This window comes from Ruegeria sp. ANG10 (genome assembly GCF_040705255.1).
Taxonomy (GTDB): Bacteria; Pseudomonadota; Alphaproteobacteria; order Rhodobacterales; family Rhodobacteraceae; genus Ruegeria.
Genome location: NZ_JBFCVU010000007.1, coordinates 220,185 through 238,697, shown reverse-complemented (window position 1 = coordinate 238,697; position 18,513 = coordinate 220,185). Strand labels below are relative to the sequence as shown.

The 18,513-nt window shown below is 56.0% G+C and carries 17 protein-coding genes and 1 riboswitch; of the genes, 10 read left to right on the top strand and 7 right to left on the bottom strand.

Annotated elements, in window-relative coordinates; translation table 11 throughout:
* Positions 1–157: 157 nt before the first annotated feature.
* Entirely contained in the window at positions 158–1,891 is a 1,734-nt protein-coding gene (locus AB1A64_RS15895; RefSeq protein WP_366552297.1) for a thiamine pyrophosphate-binding protein, read from the bottom strand.
* A 141-nt stretch (positions 1,892–2,032) separates the two neighbouring features.
* On the opposite strand from AB1A64_RS15895, the gene AB1A64_RS15890 reads away from it, so the two are divergent.
* Complete coding sequence (locus tag AB1A64_RS15890; protein WP_366552296.1) at positions 2,033–2,734, top strand: GntR family transcriptional regulator; 702 nt, start codon at positions 2,033–2,035, stop codon at positions 2,732–2,734.
* 4 nt (positions 2,735–2,738) lie between these two features.
* Here AB1A64_RS15890 and AB1A64_RS15885 read toward each other — a convergent pair whose 3' ends face one another.
* The gene (locus AB1A64_RS15885; protein ID WP_366552295.1) at positions 2,739–3,638 is read right to left on the bottom strand and encodes a LysR family transcriptional regulator; all 900 of its coding nucleotides are present in this window, start codon (positions 3,636–3,638) and stop codon (positions 2,739–2,741) included.
* A gap of 148 nt (positions 3,639–3,786) precedes the next feature.
* Here AB1A64_RS15885 and dctP point away from each other — a divergent pair, with 148 nt between their 5' ends.
* From dctP to speB, 4 genes are all read left to right on the top strand, one after another.
* A complete protein-coding gene (gene dctP / locus AB1A64_RS15880; protein WP_366552294.1) occupies positions 3,787–4,803 on the top strand; it encodes a TRAP transporter substrate-binding protein DctP in 1,017 nt (338 codons plus the stop codon).
* A 66-nt stretch (positions 4,804–4,869) separates the two neighbouring features.
* Positions 4,870–5,475, top strand: a complete 606-nt coding sequence (locus AB1A64_RS15875; RefSeq protein ID WP_366552293.1) for a TRAP transporter small permease — start codon at positions 4,870–4,872, stop codon at positions 5,473–5,475.
* Positions 5,472–6,752: a TRAP transporter large permease gene (locus tag AB1A64_RS15870; protein WP_366552292.1), complete on the top strand. Its 1,281-nt coding sequence runs from the start codon at positions 5,472–5,474 to the stop codon at positions 6,750–6,752. The genes AB1A64_RS15875 and AB1A64_RS15870 overlap by 4 nt, the downstream gene beginning before the upstream one ends.
* A 21-nt stretch (positions 6,753–6,773) precedes the next feature.
* Complete coding sequence (speB, locus tag AB1A64_RS15865) at positions 6,774–7,739, top strand: agmatinase (RefSeq protein ID WP_366552291.1); 966 nt, start codon at positions 6,774–6,776, stop codon at positions 7,737–7,739.
* Between the two features lie 89 nt (positions 7,740–7,828).
* Here speB and AB1A64_RS15860 read toward each other — a convergent pair whose 3' ends face one another.
* The 4 genes from AB1A64_RS15860 to AB1A64_RS15845 all read right to left on the bottom strand — a co-directional run bounded on the left by AB1A64_RS15860 (position 7,829) and on the right by AB1A64_RS15845 (position 12,439).
* Entirely contained in the window at positions 7,829–8,521 is a 693-nt protein-coding gene (locus AB1A64_RS15860) for an ATP-binding cassette domain-containing protein (RefSeq protein ID WP_366552290.1), read from the bottom strand.
* Positions 8,508–10,055, bottom strand: a complete 1,548-nt coding sequence (locus AB1A64_RS15855; protein WP_366552289.1) for a thiamine/thiamine pyrophosphate ABC transporter permease ThiP — start codon at positions 10,053–10,055, stop codon at positions 8,508–8,510. Before AB1A64_RS15855 ends, AB1A64_RS15860 begins: the two co-directional genes overlap by 14 nt.
* Positions 10,031–11,011: a thiamine ABC transporter substrate binding subunit gene (gene thiB, locus AB1A64_RS15850; RefSeq protein ID WP_366552288.1), complete on the bottom strand. Its 981-nt coding sequence runs from the start codon at positions 11,009–11,011 to the stop codon at positions 10,031–10,033. Before thiB ends, AB1A64_RS15855 begins: the two co-directional genes overlap by 25 nt.
* Before the next feature lie 32 nt (positions 11,012–11,043).
* Positions 11,044–11,148, bottom strand: a riboswitch (TPP riboswitch).
* A 250-nt stretch (positions 11,149–11,398) separates the two neighbouring features.
* On the bottom strand, positions 11,399–12,439 hold the full coding sequence (locus AB1A64_RS15845) for a GDP-mannose 4,6-dehydratase (RefSeq protein ID WP_366552287.1): 1,041 nt from the start codon (positions 12,437–12,439) through the stop codon (positions 11,399–11,401).
* Between the two features lie 251 nt (positions 12,440–12,690).
* Between AB1A64_RS15845 and AB1A64_RS15840 the strand changes: the two genes are divergently transcribed.
* Both AB1A64_RS15840 and AB1A64_RS15835 read left to right on the top strand, forming a co-directional pair.
* Positions 12,691–12,921 (top strand): type II toxin-antitoxin system CcdA family antitoxin, encoded by a 231-nt coding sequence (locus AB1A64_RS15840; RefSeq protein WP_366552286.1) that lies wholly within the window; start codon positions 12,691–12,693, stop codon positions 12,919–12,921.
* A complete protein-coding gene (locus tag AB1A64_RS15835; RefSeq protein WP_366552285.1) occupies positions 12,921–13,220 on the top strand; it encodes a CcdB family protein in 300 nt (99 codons plus the stop codon). Before AB1A64_RS15840 ends, AB1A64_RS15835 begins: the two co-directional genes overlap by 1 nt.
* Before the next feature lie 51 nt (positions 13,221–13,271).
* On the opposite strand, the gene AB1A64_RS15830 is transcribed toward AB1A64_RS15835, so the two are convergent.
* Positions 13,272–14,531: an aminotransferase class V-fold PLP-dependent enzyme gene (locus AB1A64_RS15830; RefSeq protein WP_366552284.1), complete on the bottom strand. Its 1,260-nt coding sequence runs from the start codon at positions 14,529–14,531 to the stop codon at positions 13,272–13,274.
* Between the two features lie 688 nt (positions 14,532–15,219).
* Between AB1A64_RS15830 and AB1A64_RS15825 the strand changes: the two genes are divergently transcribed.
* From AB1A64_RS15825 to AB1A64_RS15815, 3 genes are read left to right on the top strand one after another with little or no spacing between them, the layout of a single operon-like run.
* Positions 15,220–15,984 carry an inositol monophosphatase family protein gene (locus AB1A64_RS15825; protein WP_366552283.1) on the top strand — a complete coding sequence of 255 codons (765 nt, stop codon included), beginning with the start codon at positions 15,220–15,222 and terminating at the stop codon, positions 15,982–15,984.
* 4 nt (positions 15,985–15,988) lie between these two features.
* Positions 15,989–17,689, top strand: a complete 1,701-nt coding sequence (locus AB1A64_RS15820; RefSeq protein ID WP_366552282.1) for a Na/Pi cotransporter family protein — start codon at positions 15,989–15,991, stop codon at positions 17,687–17,689.
* Positions 17,686–18,435, top strand: a complete 750-nt coding sequence (locus AB1A64_RS15815; protein WP_366552281.1) for an N-formylglutamate amidohydrolase — start codon at positions 17,686–17,688, stop codon at positions 18,433–18,435. Before AB1A64_RS15820 ends, AB1A64_RS15815 begins: the two co-directional genes overlap by 4 nt.
* The last annotated feature ends 78 nt before the right edge of the window (positions 18,436–18,513 follow it).

Here is an 18,513-nt window from a genome sequence, read left to right as displayed (position 1 = left end):
GGCCCCGAAAGGCTGGAAACGCGATTGCTAAAAGGGTTCATGCTCATCAGCCCAACCTCACTCAGTCATCTCAATCAGCAACACCATAAACAAAACACAACTAACACAACGAAAACTCACCGAACGGTGATGCCGAAAGAGATGCAAAAGCCCAACCTCAATAGAAATACGGAAGGTTCTTTTCACGGGCTGCGCGGACCCAGTTGGGAACAAACGGAATGATCTTGTCTTGCGAAGGCACCATGATCTCGATGAAATTTGCCCCTGGGTTGGCTATGGCATCCGACAGGATCGGCTCGATATCAGCCTCTGAGGTAATCCGAGCCGTTTTGAATCCGAAGCCTTCTGCCACTTTGACATAATCGACAGCGCCGAAATCGGTACTCCATGGTTCGTCGACATCGTCAAGCAGGATCGCTTCGCCTCGAATCCAGCCAAATGTATCGTTGCGAGTCAGGATCACGGTCACGTTCTTGCCTGATCGTTTGAGCGTTTCCATATCTCCGATCACAAATCCAAAGGAGCCGTCCCCGGTGAATGAGATCACTGGTCCGTCATTGGCATAGGCCGCCCCGATACAGGCCGGCACCGAGTATCCCAAAGCTCCCATCGAGTAATTGGTAATGTACCGCCGCCCGGGTTTGCGGAAGGTCAGCAGCGCCGAAGGGTAGATCGCGCTGACGCCCGGCTCTGAGGTGACCACCGCATCATCGGGCATGATCTTGTCCAGCACTTGCGACAGCCTTACAGGTGACAAGGTGCCTTCGGGCATGGGTATGTTGGAGTTGAATACCTTGTCGAGCGCCGTCTTCTTGACCGGGTTCAGATCTACCCTGGGCCGATCCAGATTGGGGTGTTCGGCCCGGATGAGTTCAACCATATATTCAAGGCTGGCGCGCGCATCGCCCACCATACCGACCTGCACCGGAAAATTATTCCCGATATGGGCTTCGGCGATGTCCAAATGCAGGAATGTCTTTGTGTTTGGGTCGCCATACAGTTTCCAGTGATCGGTGGCGGCGCTGTCGGTGTTTGAGCCGATGAAAAAGATCGTGTCGGCGTCGCGGACGTATTGATTGGAATATTCCATACCGCCCCGGCCACCGATCACACGCAGGGCCAGCGGATGGTCTTCGGGAATGGTGCCCTTGCCCGGTGTGGTGGTGCCAATCGGGATTTGCAGCAGTTCCGCCAGCTCTAGAATCACGTCCGACGCCTTGGAGATCAGCCCCCCCTGACCGCAGACAATCGCCGGTTTTTTCGCTTTGATCAAAATATCAATCGCTGCGCGGATTTTGCTGTGATCCGCGACGGGGCGATGCGCCGGATAGTGACTGTAGTCAGCCTCAGCATAAAGGTCGTTGATCTCAGCCTCTTCGCCGTAAATGTTGATTGGTACTCGGATGTGAACGGGCGCAGGGCGCCCCGACGTTGCCACACGGAAGGCGCGTCGCAACAGGAATGGGATGTCCTTGACGTTGGTCAGAACAAAGCTTTCCTTGCAGATACTGTCGTAAAGCTTGGTCTGATCAATACCCGTCAGCCCATGTTTCTTGTCCTGATTAATTGGGATGTCCGAGCTGAAAAAGATCACCGGAACCGAGCTGAGGAACGCCTCAGTGATGCCAGGTGTGCAGTGGGTAATGCCGGGGCTTGGGGCCTCAAGAACACAAGGTCGACCCGTGATCTTGGCGTAAGCTTCGGCCGCGTAAGAAGCCGTGCGTTCATCGCGTGTCAGAACAAATTCGATATCGCTGTGTTCGCGCCATTCCTTGTACCAGCCGATTGTTGTTTCACCAGGCAGGCCAAACACATGGCGCACGCCATGAAGCTCCAGCATCTTCAGGATGACCTGCGCGCCGTTCATACGCATGGGATCTGCCGATTTCACCACATTATCCTCCGTTTCGTGAGTCGCTTACTCAAATTGTCGACAATTAATTATACAGTATTGCCGACCGGTCAATACTCAGTTCAAACCCCGGCAAAAACCTGTTAGTCCAAAGCTTGATCCTTGCCTTGGGGAAACCGGATGACAAAAACCGAAGATCGTGTTGGTCGCGTCTATGATCTTGTGCGCAGGATGGCCGAGAACTTTGAGTTCAAACCAGAATCCCAGATCAATGAGGTCGCGCTGGCCAAAAGCTTTGGCACCAGCCGGACACCCGTACGCGAAGCACTGAACCGGCTGGTGGCCGAAGGGTTCCTGACCTTTCAGGCCAGGCGGGGATTTTTCTGCCGTCCGCTTAGCCCCTCTCAGATTCTTTCCCTGTACGAGGCCCGGATCGCGGTTGAAACAGAAGCCTTGCGGCTGGCTATTCGCAAATCTTCGGATAGTCAGCTTGCCGCTTTGCTGGAAACATTGCGTGGGGTTTTGAGCGAATATGACCAGTGCAAAGACCCCCGGAGGTTGCTGGAACTGGATGAGCAATTCCATGTGGACATTGCCAAGGGGTCCAAAAATCAGGAACTTGTGCGTATTCTTGAGAACCTCAATGCACGCATCCGGTTCGTTCGCCTGATCGATCTCAAGAACGCGTATTTGAACGACGGGGCTGAAACGACGACTAGCCAAATCCCCAGTCACCTAATGATCATGCAAAACATTGCAGACCGAGACGAAAGCGTCGCAGTCGATACTATTCGAAAACACATCGAACGCCGCCGTGAAGAGACGACTGAGGCCGTCGCCAAAGCGTTCGCCGAAATCTACTTTGTGGATGACGATGCCTAGTCGGCTAGGAATCCTCGTCACGCTGGCAGGATTCAACGATGTCCTGCACTAGAATTTCAACCGCGCGCCTATGTGCCAGTGATGGCCGTGTCGCGAGGTAAAAGGTTGAGTTCCAGTTCAGCTTGTCCGGCGCAAGCTCTCTGAGTCGATCGCGGTGGGCCCAGTTTTCGATAAAGTGAACCGGCAGCGGGCCCAAAAAGTGGCCGGTTTCAATCATCATCGCCATTGCTTCCATATTTGCAACTGTGGCTTTGGGCTGCGCAGTCTGAAGCACTGGTGACACTAATATGTTGTAGGAACGCTGACAGATTTGGTGCTGTGAGATTACTTCCAGATCAATCTGATCGTCCGGCAAGTCAAACAAGGGATGATCCTGCCCGCAGTACAAACGATGCTCTTCCCGGCACAGTTCGGTGTATGTCAGCTCTGGGACCTGATTGCGGAAGGGGGCGATTGCAACATGCAAATCGCCGGTAATCAGTTTCTGCGTCAATTCCGTTGGCGACGCGACAACTACTTCTAGCTGCACTTCATTGGGACGGTCGAGAAACCGCTTAAGGACCTGTGCCAGACTAAGCTCTGCCAAGGTGTTGACCGCATCAATGGTGCCAATCCGCAGATCGCCGGTAGTGGTCCCACGCAGTTCCAGCAATTCGGCGTCGAAATCGCGGGCACTGCGCAGGATATCTCCGGCCTTGCGATAGGCGATTTCGCCCCTTTCGGTTAGACGAAACCCACCGCGGCCGCGTTCGCAAATCCGATAGCCAAGCGCCGTTTCCAGATCTCGGATTCGGATGCTGATCGCCGATTGCGTAATGCCCAATGCGTATTGCGCATCTGTAAAACCACCGCATTCAACCACGGTCACGAAGGTTTCGAGCAGAGTATTTCTGAGTAGTTTCAACGCCTATCCGCCTTTCGGGAGTCGCGGGATAATCTACATTAAAATTCCTCATGTGAACATAAACAAGATGATATTTTTTCGTGTATTTTTCTATGCTGTCCTGATCCCTGAAGACCAAACCCAATAAGGCAACAGGGAAGAAACCAACATGACCTTGACCTCTCGTCCCCTCAAGATAACTGCCGCAGCTTTATTGCTGGGCCTTACCCCTCTCGCCGCCTTGGCCGAGGATTGGAAGTTCGCAATCGAAGAGATTCCGGGCTCGATCATGGATGCCTACGCGCAAGAATTCAAATCCCGCATCGAAGCCGCAACCGATGGTGAAGTGACCGTGACCGTCTACCCAATGGGCACGCTGGGCACGCCCACTGAAACGGTTGAGCAGGCCGCCGATGGTGTCATCCAGTTCACCAACGTATCGATTGGCAACTTGGGCACCGTGGTACCAGAAAGCCAAGTTTTCCTGCTCCCCTACTTGTTGCCATCCGATCCGGCTGCGATCTCGAACATCCTGAGCAGTTCGGAAACCATCTACGGCCCGCTAAACGATGATTTCCGCCAGCGTGGTCTGGAAGTCATGACCATGTATTCCGAAGGGCCGCAGGTCTGGACCACCAACCGCGAAATCCGCACGCCCGAAGATTTCGACAACTTCAAGATGCGGGTGATGGTGTCGCCGATCCTGTTGGAAACCTACAAGAACATGGGTGCCAGCCCGACCCCGCTGCCGTTTGGCGAAGTGTTCGGCGCGCTTCAACTGGGTGCTGTGGACGGTCAGGTCAACCCGATCCCGACCATCGAAGAGATGAAGTTCTACGAGGTTACCAGTCACCTGATCTGGGCCGGAGAGCAAGAGCTTGTTACCACCGTCGTGGCCGGTTCGGATTGGTTCGCGACCCTCAGCACTGACCGTCAGCAACTTGTGCGTGACACCATGGCCGACATGACCGGGTTCATTGATGGCGTCGTCACCGAATTCAACCAGCAGCGTCTGGATATCATCAAAGAAGCCAAACCTGACATTGGCCTGGTCGTTCTGAGCGAAGAAGAGCGTGACGCCTTCCGTGAGCGCAGCACGGGCACCTCTGCCGCTTATGTCGACACGGTAGGCGACCGTGGTCAGGAACTGCTGGACGCGCTGCAGGCGGAACTGTTAGGTAACTGATCCCTCCCACTCACTCAAAACTACCTCACGCGCTTTGCGCGTGGGGGCTTTCAAAGGGGGGAAACCATGCAAAGCAATACTGCCACTCCCTTCGGCTTGTTGGGAAAGATTGACGCCGTTATCGGACGGATCGAAATCTGGATCCTGGGCTGGGGGATCACCCTGATGGCCGTGAACACCATCGCGAATGTCTTTGGTCGGTATGTGTTCAACCAGTCCATCTATTTCTCAGAAGAACTGAACGAGTTTCTGATTGTGATCGTCACCTTCATGGGGTTGGGATATGCAACCCGCAAGGGCATCCATATCCGCATGTCGGCCATCTATGACGCCCTGCCAGTCAAATTGCGCAAAGGCCTGATGGTGGTGATCGCCACCACCACAGCCGTCGTGATGGCCGTGCTCGCCTGGTACGCGTATGAATATGTGCAGAAAGTCGCCTCGCGCGGGCGGATCACCCCGGCGCTGCAGCTGCCGTTGTACCTGACCTATGTCTGGGTGGTGATCGGATTGGCACTGGCCGCGTTCCAATACCTGCTGACCGCAATCCGGAACCTGAACTTCGCGGACGAGGACGTCTATGTCTCGTACCTCGAAATTGACAGCTATGAAGATCCGGAAACCGCGTCAGCCATCAAGAAATTCCAGGACACTGCGGAGGCAGACAAATGACCGAGTTGATGCTGGTTGTAATGATCGTCCTGCTGCTGGCAGGCTTTCCAATGAAAATGCCGTTGATCTCGGCGGCTGTGCTTGGGTTTCTCGTCTATTTCCCTGACATGAACATGCAAATCCTGATCCAGCAGATGATCGGAGGCGTGAAACCGGCCGCGCTGATTGCGGTGCCCATGTTCATTCTCGCCGCCGATATCATCACGCGGGGTCATTCTGCCAATCGGCTGATCGATCTAGTGATGAGCTTCATGGGCCATATCAAAGGCGGTCTGGCGATTTCTGTCACCTCAGCCTGCGCCTTGTTCGGGGCTGTATGTGGATCAACCCAAGCAACTGTGGTGGCCATTGGCGGGGCGATGCGGCCGCGTATGTTGAAATCGGGCTATAGCGACAGCTTTTCGATCGGGTTGATCGTAAACGCCGCTGATTTGGCCTATCTGATCCCGCCATCTATCGGCATGATTATCTATGGCGTGGTCTCGGGCACGTCAATTTCTCAGCTTTTCATCGCGGGCATCTTGCCGGGATTGCTGATCGTGGTGTTATTCTCGGCCTATTGCATGGTGTACGCTTACCGCCACGATATCCCTGTGCTGCCTCGCGAGGGGTGGGGACAGCGCCTGATCGCGCTGCGCAAAGCCCTGTGGCCGATGGGATTTCCGGCGATTATCGTCGGAGGAATCTATGGCGGCGTGTTCTCACCCACCGAGGCGGCGGCAATCTGCGTGCTTTATGCCGTCATCCTCGAGGTTGTGATCTTTCGCTCGATCAAGGTAGGCGACCTGTTCGATATTGCCCTGTCCACAGGGGCCATCACGTCGGTCGTGTTTATCCTGATCGCCGCTGGTGCCGCCTTTAGCTGGACGCTGAGCTTTGCCCAAGTGCCGCAAACCATCATCGCAGCATTGGGGCTGGAACAGGCCAGCCCGCTCATGGTGCTGCTGGCGATCAACGTGGCGTTTTTCCTCGGCTGTATGTTCGTGGACTCGATCGTGGTGATCCTGATCCTGGTTCCGATCTTCGCGCCGATGATCAAGGCCAGTGGGTTGGACCCGGTACTGGTCGGCGTTCTGATCACACTGCAAGTCGCCATCGGAGCCGCCACACCCCCCTTTGGCTGCAACCTGTTCACCGCCATCGCCGTATTCCGCCGCCCCTTTGTCGAGGTGGTCCGCGGTGTGCCGCCCTTTTTGATCATCCTTTTGGTTGTGACCGGGCTGTTGATGGCTTTCCCTCAAATCGCGCTGTTCTTGCCGGAACTGGCGTACCGATAACCCATAAGAAACGGAGAAATCATGTCGAGTCATGGCTATGAATCTGGTCGTCTGAACCTGCCTTTTGTCGGCATCGCGACGTTTGGCAAGAAACCTTATGTCGAAAATTGGGATAAGATCGACGCCGATGTCGCCGTCCTTGGTGCGCCTTTCGATTTCGGGTGTCAGTACCGATCCGGTGCCCGGTTCGGACCACGCGCCGTGCGCGAAGCGTCCACCCTGTTCAGCTTTGGTCACGCCGGGGCCTATGATCACGAGGATGACGCAACCTATCTGGCCAGCGATGTGCGCATCGTCGATCTGGGCGATGCCGATATCATCCACACCAAGACCGAGGAAAGCCACGCCAACATCGAATACGGTGTGAAGAAAATCCTTGATGCGGGCGCGCTGCCGGTGACTATCGGCGGCGATCACTCGATCAACATCCCATGTATCCGTGCCTTTGAAGAAGATTGCACAAAGAACGGGCCCATCCACGTGATCCAGATCGATGCGCATCTGGACTTTGTCGACGAACGCAAAGGCGTCACCGATGGTCATGGCAACCCGATGCGGCGGGCAATCGAAAAGGACTATGTTTCGGGCATGACCCAACTGGGCATCCGCAACGTATCCTCAACCGCGAAAGAAGGTTATGACGACGCGCGGGCGCGGGGTTCAGATATCCTTTCCGTACGACAAGTGCGCAAGCTGGGAACCGAGGGCGTTCTGGATCGTATCCCCGAAGGTGCGCGCTATTACGTCACCATAGATATCGACGCGTTCTGCCCGTCGATTGCGCCCGGAACAGGGACACCCAGCCATGGCGGGTTCCAGTACTACGATGTTCTGGAAATCGTTCAGGGGCTCAGCAAGCGCGGCGATGTGGTTGGCATTGATCTTGTCGAGGTTGCCCCTGCCTATGACCAGACCGAAAGTACGCAAATCCTTGCAGCGCAACTGCTTCTGAACTTCCTCGGGTTCATTTTCCACAACCGGAAATAAGGTCCCTCCCTGTCAGTCCGGCGTGCAGAAACTCGTCAATTTCACGCCGGGCTGCGATCTTTCCCCTTGCAGGCTTTTTTCCAAGACCCCTACCCCAGATAGTCGCGCAGGCTGGGCGGTGGATTGTCCAAAAGGTCCCGGGTCGGCGCAGGGGGATGTGCCTGCTCGTTAGACACAAGAACCGTCTGGCTGGTAATGCGGCGCGCGTCCTGCGGGTCATGGCTGACCATAAGCAGGGTCGTTCCGGTTTCCGCCAGCAACCCGGCCACAAGATCAAGCATTTCGGCCTTCAGTGCAGGTCCCAGCGCGGCAAACGGTTCGTCCAGCAGCAATAGTTGACGACGCTGGACAAGAACCCGGGCCAATGCGACTCGGCTTTGCTGACCCCCAGACAGCTCGGCTGGCTTGCGCTCACCCAAACCAGGCAGGGCAACCCGATCCAGTGCGGATTGGACCTGAGATTGCTCATCAACCGTCAACCGCCCGTTCGGACGCAGGCCCAAAGCGATATTCTGTTCGACCGTCAGATGTGGAAACAGATTGCCATCCTGAAACAGCATCGCCAAAGGGCGCTTGCCCGGGGCGAGGTTGGATATGAGCTCACCGTCCCAGAATATCTTTCCCTGTTTGAGGTCACGAAACCCGGCAATCGCCTCAAGCAGTGTCGACTTTCCCGCACCGGACGGCCCGATAATGGCCACACTGGCACCCGTTTCGACGGTAAAATCAGCGCGCAACGAAAATTTTCCATTCTCGATTACGCAGCCTTCAAGTTTCAGCATGCAACCGCCCTCCGCGATCCAATAGCCAGAAGGCCCCCATCGACAGCAACAACAGCAACAGCGCCGCACCGGCCGCCGCTTGCATCTGATAGGCGCCCATCAACCGGTAGATCTGCAAGGGCAAGGTCGCAATCTGCGGATCGGCAAACAGGGCAATAACCCCCAGATCTCCCATCGATAAAGCCGCGGACAGGCCAGCAGCAAAGCGGATTTGCGGACGCATTCGAGGCAGCATAACGCGAGCAATGAAGGTTTTCTTATCCATATCCAGCGACAGGGCAAGCCGCCCGTGCCGCGCCACAACATCGCGTGCCGCCGGCACCAGAATGCGTAGCGCGAAGGGCAAGGCCATTACGGCATTCACCAGCGCGGTTACCGGCAATGCCAGTGTAACTGGATTAGCCATGGGGCGGATCAGGATGAACAGGCCCGTGCCAATTACCAAAGGCGATGCCGCCAGCCCCAGAATACCGCTGAGCTCGACAATTCCGTGACGACCGGTTGCAACGGCCATGGCCATCGGTAGCGCAAGCATTAACAAAACAGCCGTGCTAGCAGTGGCAACCAGAACCGATATCACCGCCGCGCGGAACACCAAGGCAGGCATCTCGAACAACCCGGACAGGCCAGAGATCACCACCGCCGCCAAAGGAAGAAGCAGAAACGCTGCCGCGACACCGATCCAGCACACATCGACCGCAGGCGCGCCGCCATCCCATCGTTGTATCGCGCGGTCCAACCCTGCGCCGAACCCGTCACCACGCGAAAATTTCAGCGCAGCCATTGCGGCAGCAGCGGTCAAGGCTAGTTGCACCGCAGAAAGCAACGCCGCGCGGCCAAGGTCGAAATCGTAGGTAAAGGATTGATAGATAGCGAGTTCAAGTGTCGTTGCGCGGGGCCCTCCGCCAAGGGTCAACGCGACGGCAAAGCTTGTTAGGCAAATCGCAAAGATCACGGCCATAACACCGGGAAGGATGCGCCCTAACATTGGCAGTTCGATCAGACGGAACATCGCTAAGCCGTCGCAACCAAGTTGGGCTGCCAGACGAAATCTTTCTGCGGGAATTTCCTGCCACGCCTGCAGGATCAGGCGCGTGGCCAGAGGCAGGTTGAAGAATACATGGGCCAGAACCACCCCGTGCAACCCATAGATGCGCAGCGGCGGCAAACCAAACAGACCTAAAAAATCTGAAATCCAGCCTGCACGTCCGAAAACCTGCAACAACCCAAGGATCGCGACAATGACCGGCAGGATAAAGGGGGCGCCCAATAGGGCGATCAGGGCAGACCGCCCACGAAACCGACGCCGCGCCAGTGCCCGGGCGACCGGAATAGCCAGCCCGGCGCTGAACAGCGCAGACAACACCGCCTGAACCAGCGTAAAGCGCAGCGCAGCCCAATCGGCCGGACCCAACCCACCCGCTGTATCAGCGCGCAGGGCCACAGCGGCCAAAGTACCCAATATCAGCGCAGCAACCAGTGCCGCTGCGCCAACACCCGGCCAAGGGCTTACTGGCTGAGCGCGCCCAGCCATTCCGCAAGCGCCTGATCCCGCACGGCGGCGGCTTCATTCGGGGTATACAGCAAGGATTTCTCAGGCGTGATCAACGTGTCAAACCCTTCGGGTAGGCCAGCCGCAGGGGTCACTGCCGGATACATCCAGTTGGTGGTCGGGATGATCTGCTGGAAGGTGTCCGAGACCATGAATTCCAGAAATTGATCCGCCAGTTCGGACTGATCGGTACCGGCAAGCTTCGCCGCAACTTCAACCTGCATATAGTGGCCCTCATCAAAGGCGGCCGCTGCTTTGCTGGCGTCATCCTCGGCGATCAAGTGATAAGCAGGCGATGTGGTGTAGCTGAGCACCATGTCCGCCTCACCCTCAAGAAATAAGCCATACGCCTCGGACCAGCCTTTGGTCACGGTCACGATATTGTCGGCAAGCCCGGCCCAGATTTCGGGGGCTTCGTCTCCATAGGCCGCTTTGACCCACAACAGCAGCCCCAGACCCGGAGTGGACGAGCGCGGGTCTTGAATAATGATCTTGGTTTCACCTTCGGCCAGTTCGCGGAAATTGGCAGGTGCCGCCGCATCTGCGTTATGGACAAAAGCAAAATAGCCCCAGTCATAAGGCGCGAACACGTCATCTGACCATTCAACCGGCAGGGTATAATCGGCGCTGACCGAGTTTGGAGCAAACAAGCCAGTTTCCTTGGCCGCTGCGATCAGGCCGGTGTCCAATCCAAGGACCACATCGGCGTCCGTGTTTTCACCTTCAAGCCGAAGGCGAGACAACAGCGCCGCGCCGTCCTCGACGCCCACAAGGTTCAGATCACAGTTGCATACTGCTTCGAAAGCTTCTTCTACTTTCGGTCCGGGACCCCAGTCCGAGACAAAGCTGTCATAAGTGTAAACGGTCAGCTGAGGTTTGTCGGCCGCGACAGCCGCTGTTGCGCTCAGAAGTCCCGCAGCAATCATCAGATGTTTCATGTCATCCTCCATTGCGGCGAGAGGGCAAGGGTGGATGAAACCGTTACCTTTCCCTCCGCCGGTTCTAGCCGGTTCAGGTTCTACGGGTTCGCCAAAGGCATCTCAGCGCGGCAGGCCACGCACCCCGAGGTGAGGTTGTCAGTAGGTCGGAACGGACGAAAAGACAACCGGGTTAACGTGTTTTTTGGGTGCTCAAATTGGCATCCGTTCAGTTGGACTGAGAGATGCGCGACGTAATCGCCCTGTGGAACAATCACATCAGGAAAGGTTTTGAACTACGTTCCGGGTACTGGAACAGTATGCGTTCTTAACCTTGAGAAACTCAGTGGCCAAACCTCAAAACTGAGAGGACGACCACCAATCTGTTAGGCCTGCAGGCTAATCATCTTACCCGTCGGTCCCTGCCCCGTTTGGGCGGTAAAAGTCGCGGTACCACTTAACGAACTCGGCCACGCCATCCTCGACCGAAGTCCTTGGTTGATAACCGGTCAATTCCCTGAGCAGCGATGCATCGGCCCAGGTTGCGGGTACGTCACCGGGCTGCATCGGCATCATGTTTTTATCCGCCTTGATGCCCGTGGCCGTTTCGATGGCTTCAATAAACGCGGTCAGCTCTACCGCATCATTGTTGCCGATATTCACCACCCGATGAGGGGCGACCGGTGACAAACTGTCTCCTTTTGGAACCTTGCCATCTGCGGGGCGCACAGGGACGGCGTCCATCAGCAGGCGGATCGCCTCAATCAGATCTTCGACATAGGTAAAGTCGCGTTTCATGTCTCCGTGGTTATAGACATCAATCGCATTGCCCTCGAGGATCGCTTTGGTGAATTTGAACAGCGCCATGTCCGGGCGACCCCAGGGGCCATAGACTGTGAAGAACCGGAACATGGTGATCGGCAAATCGAACAGATGCGCATAGGAATGAGCCAAGCTTTCGGTCGATTTCTTGGTGGCCGCGTAGAACGACATCTGATGATCGGCGCGTTGGGTTTCCTTATAGGGCATCTCGTTATTGGCCCCAAAGGCCGAAGAAGTCGAAGCCAACAGCATGTGCTTGGGCGGATGCGCCCGCGCCGCTTCCAGAATTTCGAAAGTCCCGATCACATTGCTTTCCAGATACGAGCGCGGATTTTCGATCGAGTAGCGCACCCCAGCTTGGGCAGCGAGGTGAATGACATAGTCAAAACCATGTTCCTCGAACAACTCCATCATCAGGCCGGGGGTTTCGACCTTGCCGATGACGGGCGAAAAATTCTTACCATTGGGTTCGCGCGCCAGCATGTCGTGGCGGGCCTTTTTTAACGACACATCATAATAGTCGTTCAGAGAGTCCAACCCCACTACGCGATACCCTTGGGCCAACAGCAGCTTGCTTAGATGAAAGCCGATAAAGCCGGCTGACCCGGTGATGAGAACGCTCTGCATATTGTTGCCCTTGTAAAAAACTTGGTATTTCGGGCCTTTTTAGTGCGAGATCAAGGGAAGATACCACCACAGATATCGCAGAAAGCGGTGTATTCTGCTGTGCCCTTTCGCCACCCAGGCGACGCGCAGCGACAAACTGCCTTCGTAACGAATTGGCAGCAGCGGACACCAAAGGTTGCCGGCATTAAATATGCGCATAATTGACGCGCATATTTAATGGGTCTATCCTAGTGCGCAGGGAGGCTTATCTGATGAACGCCCAATCACGCAGACCAACCAACCTTTCGCTGGACAGCACATTGCTGTCCGAAGCCAAAGCTTTGAAGGTCAACCTGTCGCGCGCTGCCGAAGAAGGTGTTCGTATTGCGGTTGCCGAGGCCAAAGCCGAGCAATGGAAAGCAGACAACGCGGAAGCCCTCAAAAGCTCAAACGCGTATGTTGATCAAAACGGCCTGCCGCTGGACAGCTTCCGGCAATTCTGATGCCTAAATACGATGTTTTTCCGAACCCTTCGGGTGATGGCTATCTTCTGGATGTTCAAACCGATCTGCTTGGGGACCTGAATACGCGGGTGGTCGCCCCGTTGATACCATTGGCCAAGGCTCCAAAGCCCGCGACCCGGCTTAATCCGGTGTTCGATATCCATGGCGAACAGGTTGTCATGGTCACCCAGTTCATGGCCGCGGTTCCGGTGGGAATTCTCAAATCTCAGACCGCCAGCCTGAAAGAGGAAGCCGACCAGGTCACGGTTGCCATTGACATGCTGATGCAGGGCTTCTGACAGCGGAGGAACGACCCCGATCTAGTTGATCACGGTTGACTGACCCCCCCGTTAGTTGTCCTGACCCAGCACCTTGATCGCACCCAAAAGACGCGCGATCTCCTGTTCGGTGTTGTAGTGGCAGAACGAGATGCGGATGCAATCCGACAGGCCCAGTGGCTTTAGGACGTTGCCGGAATAGTGGTCATCCTTACGGGTGTGGGTGCGGATGCCCTGCTGGTTCAATATCTCCACCACATCTTCCGAGGCATGCCCGTTGACCACGATCGACACCAGCCCCTCACGCGCGGGATTGTCGGCCCCGGCCAGAATGGTGACGTGATCCATATCGCGCAGGCCAGGCAGATTACCGGTCCCATTGATCGCCGCGTTGGTCAGGTGAGTCTCATAGGCATGAATGGCACGACCAGCGGCCTCGATCCGTTTACGCGGCTCGGTCTCTTCCGACACTTCTCCGCCCAGCCAGTCGAAATAGGACACCACGTCTGAGACGGTCGCATAAGACCCGGTGTCTCGGGTGCCGAATTCCCAGCCTGTCGCAGGCGCGTCGATCAGCATGTCATGCGGGGTATTGGTCAGCTTGTCAGAAATCCAGGCAATGCCATACCCATGGCGCGAAAACACCTTGTAGGGCGAGATCGCATAGCCATCAACATTGTAAGCATCCAGATCCAGTTGCCCGTGGGCGGCGTGCTGAATGCCATCGACAATGATCATGCAATCCGGTGCGACCGCGCGGATCGCGGAGGAAATCGCCGCCACATCCATACCCATTCCCGTCACGGGCGAGGCATGCAGGATCGTCGCCACCGTCACGTCGGGAGTCATCAGCGCAGTGTAATCCTGGGGTGTGACCAGCCCGGTTTCGTCATTATGCGGTACATTTATGTAGTCCAGTCCTGCAATCTCGGCCCAGCGGCGCGCGGCGCTACGCGTGGCGGGATGTTCTATGGACGACCCGATCACCTTAGACCCCTTGGGCGCGGCCAGACAGGCAGTACGGATCATCCGGAACAACAACTCGGTCCCGCTTTCACCGGCAAAGAACTGCCCGCCCGAGGAGTTCATGAATACCGCCAAGTCACCCTTGGCCTTGTTGATCACATTCTGCGTCCCCTGCCCCGCCGGGTTGATGCGACCGGGATTGTCTGGGATCGCAGCATAAAAAGCCGAGGTTTCGGTGACCTTTTTCAATGTCAGCGCACCGCCTGCGTTTTCGAAAAAAATGCGCTCGCCCTGAAACGGGCAGCTTTCGACATGGGCAAACCGGTCGCGGATCGCATCGATGAGGGCTGGGTTGTTCTGGATCATGGGTTTGTCCTGTAGTTTTTCAAAGCGCGCGGCGTGCGATCAGAGTGTGTGTGGTCATTCAAGTGTCTGCCAGCTTTGTCTCTGTAACCCAAGGATTGTCGAGCAGATTGGCCGCCGTCTGGCGCATTGGCGACATCAGACAGTCTGCCACCGCCATCAATACCTTGAGGTATTGCCAACGTGAGCGACGCCGATAATCATGCGAAGTCTTGACGGATCGCCAAAACGGTGAGTGCAATATCCCTTAAAAACCCACATAAAACAAATAAATTCAGGACTTTTTTGGTTGAAATTGTATGTTTTTGTGGAATTATAGGGAGTAATGATGTCAAAAAGCCGGAATCTGATGTTACAAGAAGACGACAGCCTGGAACTTCAGGATTGGATTGTTGACTTGCACAGCGTGATGCAGTGTGCCGAGGGCTATCAGAGCGTCGGAATAGCGGGAGATGTCCAAGGTTCTGAAGGTGAAGCTCGACCGCCCGAGAGGAGGCTGGGCGCCACCATCGGACACGGCTATGCGCGGATGTTGGGCGTTGAAGCAAATTCAAGAAATGTGATCGAATTTAGACGAAATTCGGCTGGAACCCGCATGACCTTTCCCAAATATTGCTGCCCTAGCCCCACAATCCATAACTAGACAGGACGGAAATGGATGTTGAATCCAACAAGCTCTCAAAATACCGACATGGCTGATCTGGTAACGCATGCGATGGCGGTTGCCGATATAGCCAATACTGCGGCACGAGGGTATTTTCGCGGTAGGCTGGGTGTTGAATTCAAGTCGGATGAAAGCCCGGTTACACAGGCCGACAAAGGTGTTGAAACTCAGGTGCGCACTTACCTAGAGCAGCATTTCCCGGATCATGGTATCTTTGGCGAAGAGCATGGATTTGACGGGCAGAATTGTCGTGAAGTTTGGATCATTGACCCGATTGATGGCACAAGATCGTTCCTTTCGGGGCATCCGCTGTTCGGCTTCTTGCTGGGGCATCTGGTCAATGGCAAGCCGGATATCGGTGTGATCGGTATGCCTGCGTTGAATGAGGTATTTGTAGGCGTTTCCGGTCAGGGCGCGACACTGAATGGCAATGCCATCGCTACCTCAAAACAGACGCGATTGGATCAATCCATTCTGTTTGTAAACGAAGGCGACAAGATCTATCGCGATCATCCGTCTTTATTCGCAAAGCTGATGCAATCCGGGCAGACCCGCCGGTTCGCCTATGACTGCTACCCGCATGCCCTGCTGGCGGCGGGGCATGTGGATGCGGTGATTGATTATGACTTGCAGCCATATGACTTTTTACCTGTTCTGGCCGTTGTTGAGGCCGCAGGTGGGGTGATGACCGACTGGAACGGCAAGCCACTCGACCTGGCTTCGGACGGCCGGGTGATCTCGGCAGCAACGCCCGAGCTGCATGCGGAAATGCTGGAAATGGTGAACGGTTAGGCTCATGGCGATTGTAAGCTTTCTCATCAGCCTGGCCGGAGCGACAATGTTGTTGCTTTTCGCCGTGCGCATGGTGCGCACGGGGATTGAGCGCAGCTATGGGGCCTCGTTTCAGCGCGTTATGACAGGCCAGCGCAGTTATTTGCAGGCGTCGATGGTGGGGCTTTCGATGGCTATTGTGCTGCAAAGCTCGGCGGCGGTGGCATTGTTGACCTCGGGCTTTGCCGCTGGTGGGATGCTGGCATTTCCTGCGGGCCTTGCAATGGTACTGGGCGGTGACCTGGGGTCTGCGCTGATTATTCAGATCCTGTCGTTCAAGCTGGATTGGCTGGTGCCGCTTCTGTTGGCGATTGGCGGGTATCTGTTCGTCAAAACCGAGTCCAAGAAACCGCGGCAATTGGGCCGCATTTTGATGGGCGTCGCATTCATCCTGATCTCATTGCGCTTTTTGCGTGAGGCAATGGACCCGATCCGCGACAGTGCTTTTCTGCCCGCCATCGCTGACTATCTGGCCCGCGACTATATCACCGCGTTTTTGGTAGGTGGCGCGCTGGCCTTTGTCATGCACTCCTCGGTCGCGGCGATCTTGATGTGCGTGACGCTTGTGCAAATCGGCGCAATTCCCTTTGCCGCCGGGCTGTCTTTGGTGTTGGGGGCTAACTTCGGCTCGGCCTTTATCCCGGTTTGGCTGACGAGGGGGATGGATTTATCAGCCCGGCGCATCCCCTTTGCCAATCTGGCCCTGCGTGGCAGTTGGGCCGTTATTACTCTATTCGCGGCCACCACAGCCCTGAGGGCGGGCGTTTTGGGCGACCTGCAAGGCGGGCAAATGCTGGTGAACGCGCATCTGGCTTTTAACGCCTCTTTGCTGGTTCTGGCGCTGCCGTTCTGTGGACGCCTAAGTGCCCCGTTCGAGCGGCTGTTGCCAGACCCAAAAGTTTCAGAGACTGCAGTGCAGCCGGGTCGTCCCGCCAGCGCGTTGGACATGCGCAATATCGGCAGCCCCAGCCAGGCCCTCTCGAGCCTCAAGCGGGAACTGCTGCGGATGAGCGATCTGGTTGAATCGATGTTCCGCCCATCTTTGGAGTTGTACCGCAGCGGCGACAAAGAACAGATCCGTGCCGTCAGGGACATTGATGTCGAGGTGAACGAGTGCCTGTCTGGCGTCCGAAAATTCGTGGCGGCCATTCCGGCAGAGGATTTTGGAAAGCAGAACGCGAAGGTGGCGCGCGACTTGATGGAATACGCCATTCGCCTTGAAACAGCGGGCGACGTCGTCGCCAAACGCCTGACCGTGCTGGCAACTAGCATGCGCAAAAATGGTGCATCATTCTCGAAAGAAGGTTGGGCAGAATTGGTCGAAATGCACGAGGGTATTTTAGCCAATCTCAAACTGGCCTCGAACGTGCTGATCTCGGACGATTTGGAAAGTGCCCGCCTGCTGAGCCTTGAAAAGACCGAAATCAAACGGGCCGAGCGTGACAGCCGCAAGCGTCACCTCAAACGGCTACAGCATGGCAGCACGGAAAGTTTTGAGACCAGCGATATCCATCTTGAGACGTTGCGCGCGCTGCGTGAATTCAACAGTCACATCGCAGCTGTGGCCTATCCGATCCTTTATCGGAATGGCCAGTTACTGGAAACACGCCTGATCGAAGAAATGCCCCGGACGCAAAAAGGTTCGGATACTGAGGTGAAGGGATGATTGCGCCCGTAGAGGTACTGAACGAAACAGGCCAGGGCAAAGTGGTCCTGCTGTGCGAACACGCGAGCCATCGGATTCCATCAGAATACGGTGATCTGGGTCTGTCCGAAGCCGACCGGCTAAGTCACGCAGTCTGGGACCCGGGTGCACGAAGCCTGGCGCTCAAGCTTTCGCAGGCTTTGGATGCGCCGGTGGTGGCCTCGACCGTGTCGCGCTTGGTATATGATTGCAACCGCCCCCCGGAAGCCGCAAGCGCAATGCCTGAGAAATCCGAACAAATCATGGTCCCGGGGAACGCGGGCCTGACGCAAGCGCAGCGCGATGCGCGTACGGCTGCGGTTTACGATCCGTTCTGTGCCGCTGTGTCTGAGGTTCTGAACAAGCGCCGGGCTGATACGGTGATCGTGACTGTGCATTCATTTACCCCAGTCTATTTCGGCCAACCGCGCACGGTTGAGCTGGGTTTGTTGCATGATGAAGACAGTCGGCTTGTGGATGCGATGCTGAATTATGTGGATCGTATTCCGAACCGCCGAACCGAGCGAAATGAGCCTTATGGTCCAACCGATGGGGTCACTCATTCGTTACGCCTACATGCGCTCAACCGAAATTTGCCAAATGTAATGCTGGAAGTGCGCAACGACCTACTGCGTACCGATGAAGAGATTGCTGTCGCAGCAGAAGAGGTATTGGCCCTGCTGCTACCGGCACTGAACGACATCGCGATTAAGGAGGATAAATCGTGAGCGGAACTTTCAACCTCGACGAACTGAAGGCGCGTGTGACTGCGGGCGATGTTGACACGGTTTTGGTATGTTTTGTTG

Coding starts and splice junctions, on each gene's coding strand:
- AB1A64_RS15815 (WP_366552281.1), top strand. CDS start 17,686: ATGATTGCGCCCGTAGAGGTACTGAACGAAACAGGCCAGGGCAAAGTG.
- AB1A64_RS15890 (WP_366552296.1), top strand. CDS start 2,033: ATGACAAAAACCGAAGATCGTGTTGGTCGCGTCTATGATCTTGTGCGC.
- dctP (WP_366552294.1), top strand. CDS start 3,787: ATGACCTTGACCTCTCGTCCCCTCAAGATAACTGCCGCAGCTTTATTG.
- AB1A64_RS15835 (WP_366552285.1), top strand. CDS start 12,921: ATGCCTAAATACGATGTTTTTCCGAACCCTTCGGGTGATGGCTATCTT.
- AB1A64_RS15825 (WP_366552283.1), top strand. CDS start 15,220: ATGGCTGATCTGGTAACGCATGCGATGGCGGTTGCCGATATAGCCAAT.
- AB1A64_RS15845 (WP_366552287.1), bottom strand. CDS start 12,439: ATGCAGAGCGTTCTCATCACCGGGTCAGCCGGCTTTATCGGCTTTCAT.
- AB1A64_RS15820 (WP_366552282.1), top strand. CDS start 15,989: ATGGCGATTGTAAGCTTTCTCATCAGCCTGGCCGGAGCGACAATGTTG.
- AB1A64_RS15855 (WP_366552289.1), bottom strand. CDS start 10,055: ATGGCTGGGCGCGCTCAGCCAGTAAGCCCTTGGCCGGGTGTTGGCGCA.
- AB1A64_RS15830 (WP_366552284.1), bottom strand. CDS start 14,531: ATGATCCAGAACAACCCAGCCCTCATCGATGCGATCCGCGACCGGTTT.
- AB1A64_RS15840 (WP_366552286.1), top strand. CDS start 12,691: ATGAACGCCCAATCACGCAGACCAACCAACCTTTCGCTGGACAGCACA.
- AB1A64_RS15870 (WP_366552292.1), top strand. CDS start 5,472: ATGACCGAGTTGATGCTGGTTGTAATGATCGTCCTGCTGCTGGCAGGC.
- AB1A64_RS15875 (WP_366552293.1), top strand. CDS start 4,870: ATGCAAAGCAATACTGCCACTCCCTTCGGCTTGTTGGGAAAGATTGAC.
- speB (WP_366552291.1), top strand. CDS start 6,774: ATGTCGAGTCATGGCTATGAATCTGGTCGTCTGAACCTGCCTTTTGTC.
- AB1A64_RS15860 (WP_366552290.1), bottom strand. CDS start 8,521: ATGCTGAAACTTGAAGGCTGCGTAATCGAGAATGGAAAATTTTCGTTG.
- thiB (WP_366552288.1), bottom strand. CDS start 11,011: ATGAAACATCTGATGATTGCTGCGGGACTTCTGAGCGCAACAGCGGCT.